Raw genomic sequence first — 8,931 nt, forward strand, 5'->3', positions numbered from 1 at the left:
TTTCAGCTATCAGCTATCAGCTATCAGCTATCAGCTATCAGCTATCAGCTATCAGCTATCAGCTATCAGCATTCAGCTATCAGCTATCAGCTATCAGCTATCAGTACTTTTCATAACTATCAGGTACACAGAATTTTTTTCCTATTCCCTGTTCCCTGTTCCCTGTTCCCTGTTCCCTTTGGTATAGCACTGACACACTCAGGATTTAGATAAATTCCATGAACACTGAACTATTTGCGATTATTGCTCTATTTATCCTCGGCTTTGGTTTAATTTCTGGGCGCATTGAGAAAAGTGTGATTACGCCACCGATGGCTTTTGTGATATTTGGAGTTTTATTGAGTCCGCAATTGTTGGGTTTATTGAATCTGGAGGTAGAGCATGAGCTTGTTCGGATAATTGCTGAATTTACGTTGATTCTGGTTTTGTTCACTGATGCTTCTCGGATTAATCTTAAACTGTTGCGTCGAGACTACAATTTACCGGTACGTCTGTTAGGTATTGGTCTACCGCTGACAATTATCCTAGGAACAATTTTGGCAGTACTGTTGCTTGGAGGTAGCTTAGAATTCTGGGAAGCAGCAGGGTTGGCAACAATTCTGGCTCCCACTGATGCTGCTTTAGGACAAGCGGTGGTCAGCAGTCCTCGTGTGCCAATTTGTATTCGTCAATCCCTCAATGTTGAAAGTGGTTTGAATGATGGTATTTGTTTACCGATTCTATTAATTTTCCTTTCCTTAGCTGGAACAATGGAAGGGACGGGAACAGCAAGCTTTTGGTTTCGCTTTGCTGCTATGCAAGTGATTCTCGGGCCAATCGTTGGGGTAGCAGTTGGCTATATTGGCGGTTGGTTGGTGTCACAGAGTGTTCGCCGCAAGTGGATTACTCATAGTTTTGAAGATTTATCGGTATTAGGACTCTCGTTATGCGCTTATGCGATCGCAGAATTAGTGGGGGGAAATGGTTTTATTGCCGCGTTTTGTGCTGGCTTGACCCTAGGGAATACAGCTCCATCAATTTGTGATTGTTTGTATGAGTTTGGAGAAGCAGAGGGACAGTTGCTGGTGCTGCTGATTTTTATGATTTATGGCTCAATGATGGTATTTCCTGCTCTGGATGGGGTTAGTTGGCAGATGGGATTGTACGCCATTGCTACTCTGACCATTGCTCGGATGGTAGGGGTTGCTATTAGTGTGATTGGTATGAAGTTGCGTTGGTATACTATTTTATTTTTGGGCTGGTTTGGACCGAGGGGAGTGGCTTCAATATTGTATGGTTTACTAATTTTAGAGGGGGATGGAATTCAGGGTACTGAAGTGATGTTTAGTACTATGGTAGTAACTGTGTTGATTAGTGTGTTTGCTCATGGTTTAACGGCTTTTCCAGGAGCTAACTGGTATGGTAAGTGCATGGCAAGGTTTAAAGCTACCAATGAGATCCCAGAATTGATGCCACGCTCGGAAATGCCTGTTCGTTTGTCTTGGCGCAAATGATAGGTTTTAGGTTTTAGGGAGTCGGGAGTCGGGAGTCGGGAGTCGGGAGTCGGGAGTCGGGAGTCGGGAGTCGGGAGTCGGCAATAGTTTTGGAGTTTTGCAAGAGGTCTTTTGAGTAGACTACCAAATCGTAAGCATTCAGCCGTCAGCTGTCAACCGTCAGCTTCCCATAACTCAAGATTAAACGAATGCTTACCTCTTTTATTGAAAAGCAGCGATTGCGCTACGGGCACCCTTGGCCTGTGGCCACGCTGCTTGAGGTGGGAACAGTAGCGTGGCACAGGCTTCGACCCATCGGACCTAACCCATAAGCTGATACGCGACACGCGCTATAGCTGAATGCTAACACCAAATCTAACAGTAGCGGGATTTATTGTAGCCCTTGATAAGCACCGAAAATCAGCTCAAAAATCTTAAACATTATTTGGAACAGGATAAAGATTATTCAACCAAATAACCTTGGCCTTTGGCCACGCTACGCGAACAACCTCCTAACCTTCAACCTGCTAACCTTTAACCTTTAACCTTCAAGCAACTCACCTTCAACCTCCCAACCTTCAACCTCCCAACCTTCAACAAACTAACCTTCAACAAACTAACCTTCAACCTTTTATATCACAAAATTACTAGAATCATGTAGCTCAACAACATCAACATTTTCCAGAAGGAGAAATATCTGACTTCCATCTGAATTAGTATTTAAAAAAGGGAACGGAAATTCTTGTTTTAATTCCCTGAATACCCCTTGATAATTGCTGTCATCAGAGCCATCTTGGTCAAACAAAACAACAGCAAAATTATCCTGTAAAGCAAAACTCAGAAAGCCCCGATTAATCGCATCATCATAATTAGCAACTGTAATTCCGTTATTATTAAATAACTCAGTAAGAACAATTTTGTCACTTCCCACTTCAAAGTCGGTGATCTGATCGCCAGCATCTCGGTGTGAGGTGTAGACAAACTGATCATTACCACCACCACCAGTGAGCAAATCTCGAGCTTGGAAACCAGTGATAATGTCATTGTTATCAGTACCAGTCAGCTGATCACTACCTGCGGTGCCATTGATAATAGTTGGCTCAGGTAAGGTAAAGCGAGCTAAAATTGGGTCATGGTCGCTAGCTTGGTCAGCAAACTCACTGTTGACGTGGACAATGTCATACTCAGCACCAGCATCAACTAGGTGATCACTGACCAAAATATGGTCAAGTGCCTGAGAGTTCCCTTCAAAAATAAATGTGTAACGCTCATCCTCTGGTAACGTTTCCGTCAGATTGGTCAGCACTGAATTGTGATATCCTTTTAGAGTTTCCAGTGGTTCTTCAAAATCAAACGTATTGAAGTCTCCCAGCACTAGGACATTGGCATCAGGGTCATTAGTCAGAATGGTATCGACAAAATCGTTAACGATTTGAGCTTGCTGATTCCGTTTCTGCTCCTGACCGTTTTGTGGTGGTTGATTCTCACCAAAGAGAGGGTCACTACCACCCTTGGAAGAAAAGTGATTATTAATAACAGAGATGGTTTCACCGTTAAACTCAAACTCCGTCAACAAAGACTTGCGGGTATTATCGAAAGCCGTCTCACCAACACCAATACGTTGAGCAGAATCAGTGTTGATGGTAACTCGGTTAGGGTTGTAGAGGTAACCGACGCGGATATTACCACCAGGTTGACCCCCATCCTGACGGTCCACAGGGGGGATATCAAAGAAGGAGTACTGAGGTCCACCAGCAGCAACTATGGCATTAATCAGAGTTTCGTAGGTTTCCCTAGCATCCACATTACCATTGTCTATAGTTCCGTTATTGTCTTGAACCTCTTGCAGAGCAATGATATCGGGGGATTGGAGATTATTGATCAGTTGAAATGCGATCGCATTAAATTTACCATCACCGATATCATCATCCCCATCTTGACTATTGGGGTCGAGGTTTTCGACATTGAAGCTAGCAATGGTAAGTTGATTGGCACTACTGACTAAATTCGTTATCTCTGGCGTTAGGTTACCTGATGTAGCACTAATTGGTTCAGTAGACTGGAGTTCAAAGTTACCGAAACTGTAGCTAAGTACCCCTGTTACAGTACCGAGCTGGTCACCGACATTAACTGTAGGAGAAATGCCATTGAATAGAGTGTCATCAATCTGAATTCGCTCTGGATTGAAGTCACCGTCACTAATGGTAATGCCACCACGATTATTAACACCAGTAGGATTGACATCACCTGGAACCGTCCAAATTTCACCAAACCTATTAGTGGGAGCAACCGCTACAGCATTATTGATTTGCACCCGCATCCCTTCTAGGCTTTCGTAAAAGTCAATGCTATCAGTAGCTTCATTGAAGTCAGTTAAACCATCATCATCAATAATTTCTGTAGGTACTGTACGGTCTTCACCGATAACCACCGCAGTAGGTAAAGGGTTGTTCGATGATAAGACCCTAATATTAGTCAGGTTAGTAATTTCAGTCAGGGTTAAGTCATCGGAACGGTTACTACGCCGAAATTCTTGGACATCACCACTCACTTGCACCTTGTCACGGATTCTGACCGTAGGAGTAGAATTAGTAAATACAAAAATTCCATCTGAGGTAGCATTATTATTATCTCCATAAGGGTCTTGTAGGTAGAAGCCGTTGCTCGCTACCCCAGTCACAATACCTGTAGTTGTGACAGACTGACCAACAAATGGTGAGATATGACCTTTACCTTGGATGTCGTATATGGGACGTATGATTAGATTTGTCATATACCTACGTTTCTCTTTAAAAATAACTATAGTAATCGGCTCTCCTAGACTGATTATAGTAAATTAGTAGTTTAAATGAGCTTAACCCCTTAAATAGCAAGGGATTCAATCAACTAAAAATACATTTTCTTGATGGAATAGCGAGTGGGGTAAACCCCCAAGACCGCTTAGGTGCCCTTACAGTCGTCGAATTAAATTCGCCACGGGTCGCACCTCTGCATCGCTTTTATTAAAATTGCATTTTTAAATTACTCAAGAGCTTACTAAGCAAAAACTATGGCGATTATTTTGTACTAATTTATCCTAGCCACTCTAGGAGAGCCTAGTATCCTATCTTATTCGTGAAATAAATGGGCTGCTTTCAGGCAGTATGCAGAAGGCATAAGGCAGATTTTAATGGAGAATGAGCTAGTTTTTCAGAAGTCCAGTTATTTTTAAAATGATTTAGGATTGCTATAGTCATATCAGGGTTTTGTATTGGTTTTAAAACCAACGAATATTTAGCTATTAGCTATCAGCGGTCAGCGGTAACATCAGCATTCATAGAATGTATGCAATCCCTGATTAATAAACAGAGTAGAGACTTTATCTAGTCTTATATATTCTGTAGAGACGTTATTCATAACATCTCTACAGAGGCTTTTTTTTTCGTGAGCAATGCTTGTGTTAATTACTTATATTGTGTCGTGGATAGCAATTATCATAGCTATGAGGTACACAATTTCGGGATTTTAGGTAATCGGTAATCGGTAATCGGTAATCGGTAATCGGTAATCGGTAATCGGTAATCGGTAATCGGTAATCGGTAATCGGTAATCGGTAATCGGTAATCGGTAATCGGTAATCGGTAATCGGTAATCGGGATGCGCTGCATCAAAACAGGGAATCAACGTCAAAAAATACTGTACCTCATAACTGCGATAAACGCTAGAAATAGTAAGGAGCAAAAAATATCTAAAAATAAAGTAAGTATCCACTTATAATGGTACTTTAATTTTGTTAATATTTTGTGAACAATTTGGGGATTTACTAGATTTTTATTGATCTAGCAAAACTTTTAAAAAAAATTAATTTAATCAGGAAGAAATAGCAGTTGACAAGTTACCTTTAAATGGTTAAACAGATACACTCTAGCTGTAATAATTCAGCGATCAGCTTCTGAGCAGTCAGCTTTTATAGCGCTACGCGCAAGGGCATTGGCACCCACCCCTAACCCCCTCACAGGGGTAGGTTTTTAACAAAGACCTCAGGTGTGGGGTGTGGGTTGACCGGGTGTGGGGTGTGGGGGATAAGAAAGCGATGCGCCAGTTGGCCAGAATCTCTAAGATGTTGCCTCTTGACACTCCCCGGTCTAAAGACGCGGGGATTCCTAGATCTACGACCGGCCTTAAACCTCCGTATCCTTGCGGCAATACCTAAACCAATATCCCGTCAAGACCAAGATTCTAGTTCAGTTTACGAAAGACCCAGCGGGCTGGTCTCGCGATAGCGTTTAGTTACTTTTTGAGAAGTGCCTTATAAAGTCCCTTGCTTCCCTGTTTCACTTGGTTTCGGCGTGCCCCGCCGTACCATTTTTTTTCAAAGTGTTATCTTTCTTGCTGGGTTCACACACCAATTGTTAGTTGATGGTTGGGTTTTTAAGGAGGACTTTCCCTACCCTCCGGGCATTACTACTTTAAGGTCAATAAGTTACGGGTTTCTCTCCCGGCTCAGCCTCGGTTTTTCAGCCTGTACCCTATGCTTGAATTATACTATAGCGCTAAAGTATTGTCAACTCGGCGACTAAAGTCGCTGCGAGTCTTCATCCCGGAGACGAAACCTTAGAATAGGGCAGCCTTAATTATAAAGTTTTAACCCTTTTGCTCATAGCCGACCAACCGTAAAGGCTGCCCTATTCTTGCGGTAACTTCTGACCCGGTTTAAAAACGCGGGGCTTTCGACTTGCGCGTCCCCTAGTAAAGGGTGTCCGACCGGTAGTGCTACCAACTCATTAATGGCTTGGGTTTGAGTGCGATTGCGCTACGCGCACGCTACGCGATCGCGTCCCAAAACTCTCAACCAGAGGGTTTCTTCTGTAACCGGTAGCTGGTTAATGGCCACCAGGGCTGTCTTGAACAACTCAGGCAAAAAATAGACTCCCTCAATCCAATTACCGGAATCATTAAGTTTGGCAGGAAAACCATTCAACAGCTTGGTTGAACAGTAAGGAGACAGAATCCATAAACAGGTCAAGTCGGTTTCACTGACAGAATTTTTCTTAGGTGCGCTTGACCTTGGCGAATTAAATTCGCCACGGGTCGCACCTCTCGTCGTGCCTGGCGCTGCAGCTCACCATACAGGGCAAACAACTTTAGCAGACAATTACGCACCGCCATGATCCCTGTGGCATTGCGGAACGGTTCCAATAAACAGGCAGTTGATGCCATCTGACCGAGCAATCCTAAAACCTGGGGTGGTGTGGATGTCGAAGGTGCTGGTAGAAACCAAATATCGACTTGACGAACTTCACTGGTTACTTCCCGGCTGATTTGCACCTGACCATGAGGTGTTAGCAACTCCGTGAGATACTGTTTCGCAAATTGGTCGTGTGGCTGTCGGGTCATTAATCCTAATTCTTTGGGGGTAGTGTTAGTAGCCTTTCACCGATCAACTGGCTAAAAACAGATCCCATGGATCTTGACTTTTTGACCAAGATCTGAAACAGCATCTTGTGTCAAGTCTTGCCCACAGTCGTCATACTGCAATGGCACTAAACCTCAGGCATGTTTTTTAGGGTTTGAGTATGGTGGGACAATAAAGAACACCCTGACCGATTGTAACCACGTAATCCAGCAATGAACATTCCACGGCTACACCCAAACACTATTGAAGCAGTTAAGGAACGGTCTGACATTGTGGATGTGATCTCGGAGCATGTGGTATTGCGTAAGCGTGGCAGAGACCATGTCGGTCTCTGTCCCTTCCATGAGGAAAAAACTCCCAGTTTCACTGTCAGTCCCTCTAAACAACTCTATTACTGCTTCGGCTGCCAAGCTGGAGGGAATGCGATTAAATTCCTGATGGAGATTGGCAAGCACTCCTTCTCGGATGTGGTGCTGGATTTGGCACAGCGCTACCAGGTGCCAGTCCAAACCCTGCAACCGGAACAGCGGGAGCAATTACAACGGCAACTTTCTCTACAAGAGCAACTCTACGAGATTCTGGCCTTAGCCACAGCTTTCTATCAACATGCCCTCAGACAACCCCAAGGACAGCAGGCCCTAGAGTACTTGCGCGGTCAAAGGGGTCTGAGTGAGGAAACCATCATTACTTTCGAGCTAGGGTATGCTCCAGCTAGTTGGCAAACCATCTACCGTTATCTGGTGGAACACAAACGGAAGCCAGTTAAGCTAGTTGAGCAAGCGGGATTGATTAAGCCTAGGGACAATGGTGGGTATTATGATGGCTTTCGCGATCGCATTATGATTCCGATCCACGACACCCAAGGTCGAGTAATTGGCTTTGGTGCTAGAAGTCTCGGGGATGAGCAACCGAAATACCTCAACTCTCCAGAAACTCCCCTGTTTGATAAAAGTAAAACCCTCTTTGCCCTAGATAAAGCTCGTAATTCCATTACCAAGCAAGACCAAGCTGTAGTGGTGGAAGGATATTTTGATGCGATCGCACTCCATGCTGCAGGAATTACTAATATAGTCGCCTCCCTTGGTACCGCTTTTAGTTTAGATCAAGTCCGGCAACTATCGCGCTATACTGAATCGAAGCAAATTGTGCTCAACTTTGATGCGGATGCTGCTGGTACCACTGCTGCCCAAAGAGCTATTGGAGAAATTGCTAACCTAGCTTACCAAGGGCTTGTCCAGCTACGGGTACTCAACCTACCTGATGGCAAAGATGCCGATGAATTCCTAAAATCTGCTCCTGACGCTACGGAACAATACCGACAACTGTTGCTCAATGCTCCCTTGTGGCTGGATTGGCAGATTAATCAACTCCTGATTGGCAAAGACCTCCAACAAGCCGATCAATTTCAGCAAGTCGCCCAAGCGATGGTTAAGTTACTCAAGCAACTGGAGGACATTAATCAGCTCACTTATTATATTAACTACTGTGCTCAAATTCTCAGTCAAGGACAAGGGAAACTAGTATCTCTATACATCGAAAATTTCCAAACTCAACTCCAAAAACCCCTGAGAGCTGCCTTTAAGAAATCCCCACCTCGGTTAAAGAAAACCAAACAACAGGGTAATCAAGACTCAAACCTACCTGTTGGTAAAGAACGTACCCTTTTAGAACGAGCCGAAGCCTTACTATTACGGATTTATTTACATTGTCCGGAGTATCGACAAACAATTATTGATACTCTAGACCAGGGAGATTTACTGTTTAGTCTTTCTCATCATCGATTCTTGTGGCAACAAATTATTGAACTGCAAGGGATAGGGACACAATTTTACACTACCACCCCTGAACAGCTAATCTCCCGTTTACAAGACCGGAGTTTACAATTTCCTAGGGAAATGACTCAAGTCGCCCATCTATTTCATCTTGACGAAACCTGTACAGAAGATATTTTGCGAGCCCCGATGGTAATACAGGCAGCAGCAGCTTCTCTAGAAATAGTAGCCTTGGAAAAACATCGGCGCTATTGTTTAGAGCAATGGCAAAAAATTGACCTTAGTAATGATT

5 protein-coding genes and 2 pseudogenes are annotated in these 8,931 nt (G+C 43.7%); 4 read left to right on the forward strand and 3 right to left on the reverse strand.

The window, feature by feature from the left end; all coding sequences use genetic code 11:
* The 3 genes and pseudogenes from F6K37_RS24885 to F6K37_RS24895 all read left to right on the forward strand — a co-directional run.
* Positions 1-213, forward strand: a pseudogene (locus F6K37_RS24885) (hypothetical protein); the annotation flags it as partial.
* A gap of 5 nt (positions 214-218) precedes the next feature.
* On the forward strand, positions 219-1,493 hold the full coding sequence (locus tag F6K37_RS24890; RefSeq protein ID WP_008187121.1) for a cation:proton antiporter: 1,275 nt from the start codon (positions 219-221) through the stop codon (positions 1,491-1,493).
* 188 nt (positions 1,494-1,681) lie between these two features.
* The gene (locus tag F6K37_RS24895; protein WP_287252835.1) at positions 1,682-1,804 is read left to right on the forward strand and encodes a hypothetical protein; all 123 of its coding nucleotides are present in this window, start codon (positions 1,682-1,684) and stop codon (positions 1,802-1,804) included.
* Between the two features lie 299 nt (positions 1,805-2,103).
* Here F6K37_RS24895 and F6K37_RS24900 read toward each other — a convergent pair whose 3' ends face one another.
* The 3 genes and pseudogenes from F6K37_RS24900 to F6K37_RS45645 all read right to left on the reverse strand — a co-directional run.
* On the reverse strand, positions 2,104-4,245 hold the full coding sequence (locus tag F6K37_RS24900) for a DUF8508 domain-containing protein (protein WP_008187120.1): 2,142 nt from the start codon (positions 4,243-4,245) through the stop codon (positions 2,104-2,106).
* A 731-nt stretch (positions 4,246-4,976) separates the two neighbouring features.
* Positions 4,977-5,222 (reverse strand): hypothetical protein, encoded by a 246-nt coding sequence (locus tag F6K37_RS24905; protein WP_287252837.1) that lies wholly within the window; start codon positions 5,220-5,222, stop codon positions 4,977-4,979.
* A 982-nt stretch (positions 5,223-6,204) separates the two neighbouring features.
* A pseudogene (locus F6K37_RS45645) lies at positions 6,205-6,848 on the reverse strand (hypothetical protein); the annotation flags it as partial.
* A 231-nt stretch (positions 6,849-7,079) separates the two neighbouring features.
* Here F6K37_RS45645 and dnaG point away from each other — a divergent pair.
* Positions 7,080-8,931, forward strand: a 1,852-nt coding sequence (dnaG, locus tag F6K37_RS24920; RefSeq protein ID WP_287252842.1) for a DNA primase, incomplete at its 3' end; no start/stop codon positions are given.

Source organism: Moorena sp. SIO4E2 (assembly GCF_010671945.1).
Taxonomy (GTDB): Bacteria; Cyanobacteriota; Cyanobacteriia; order Cyanobacteriales; family Coleofasciculaceae; genus Moorena; species Moorena producens.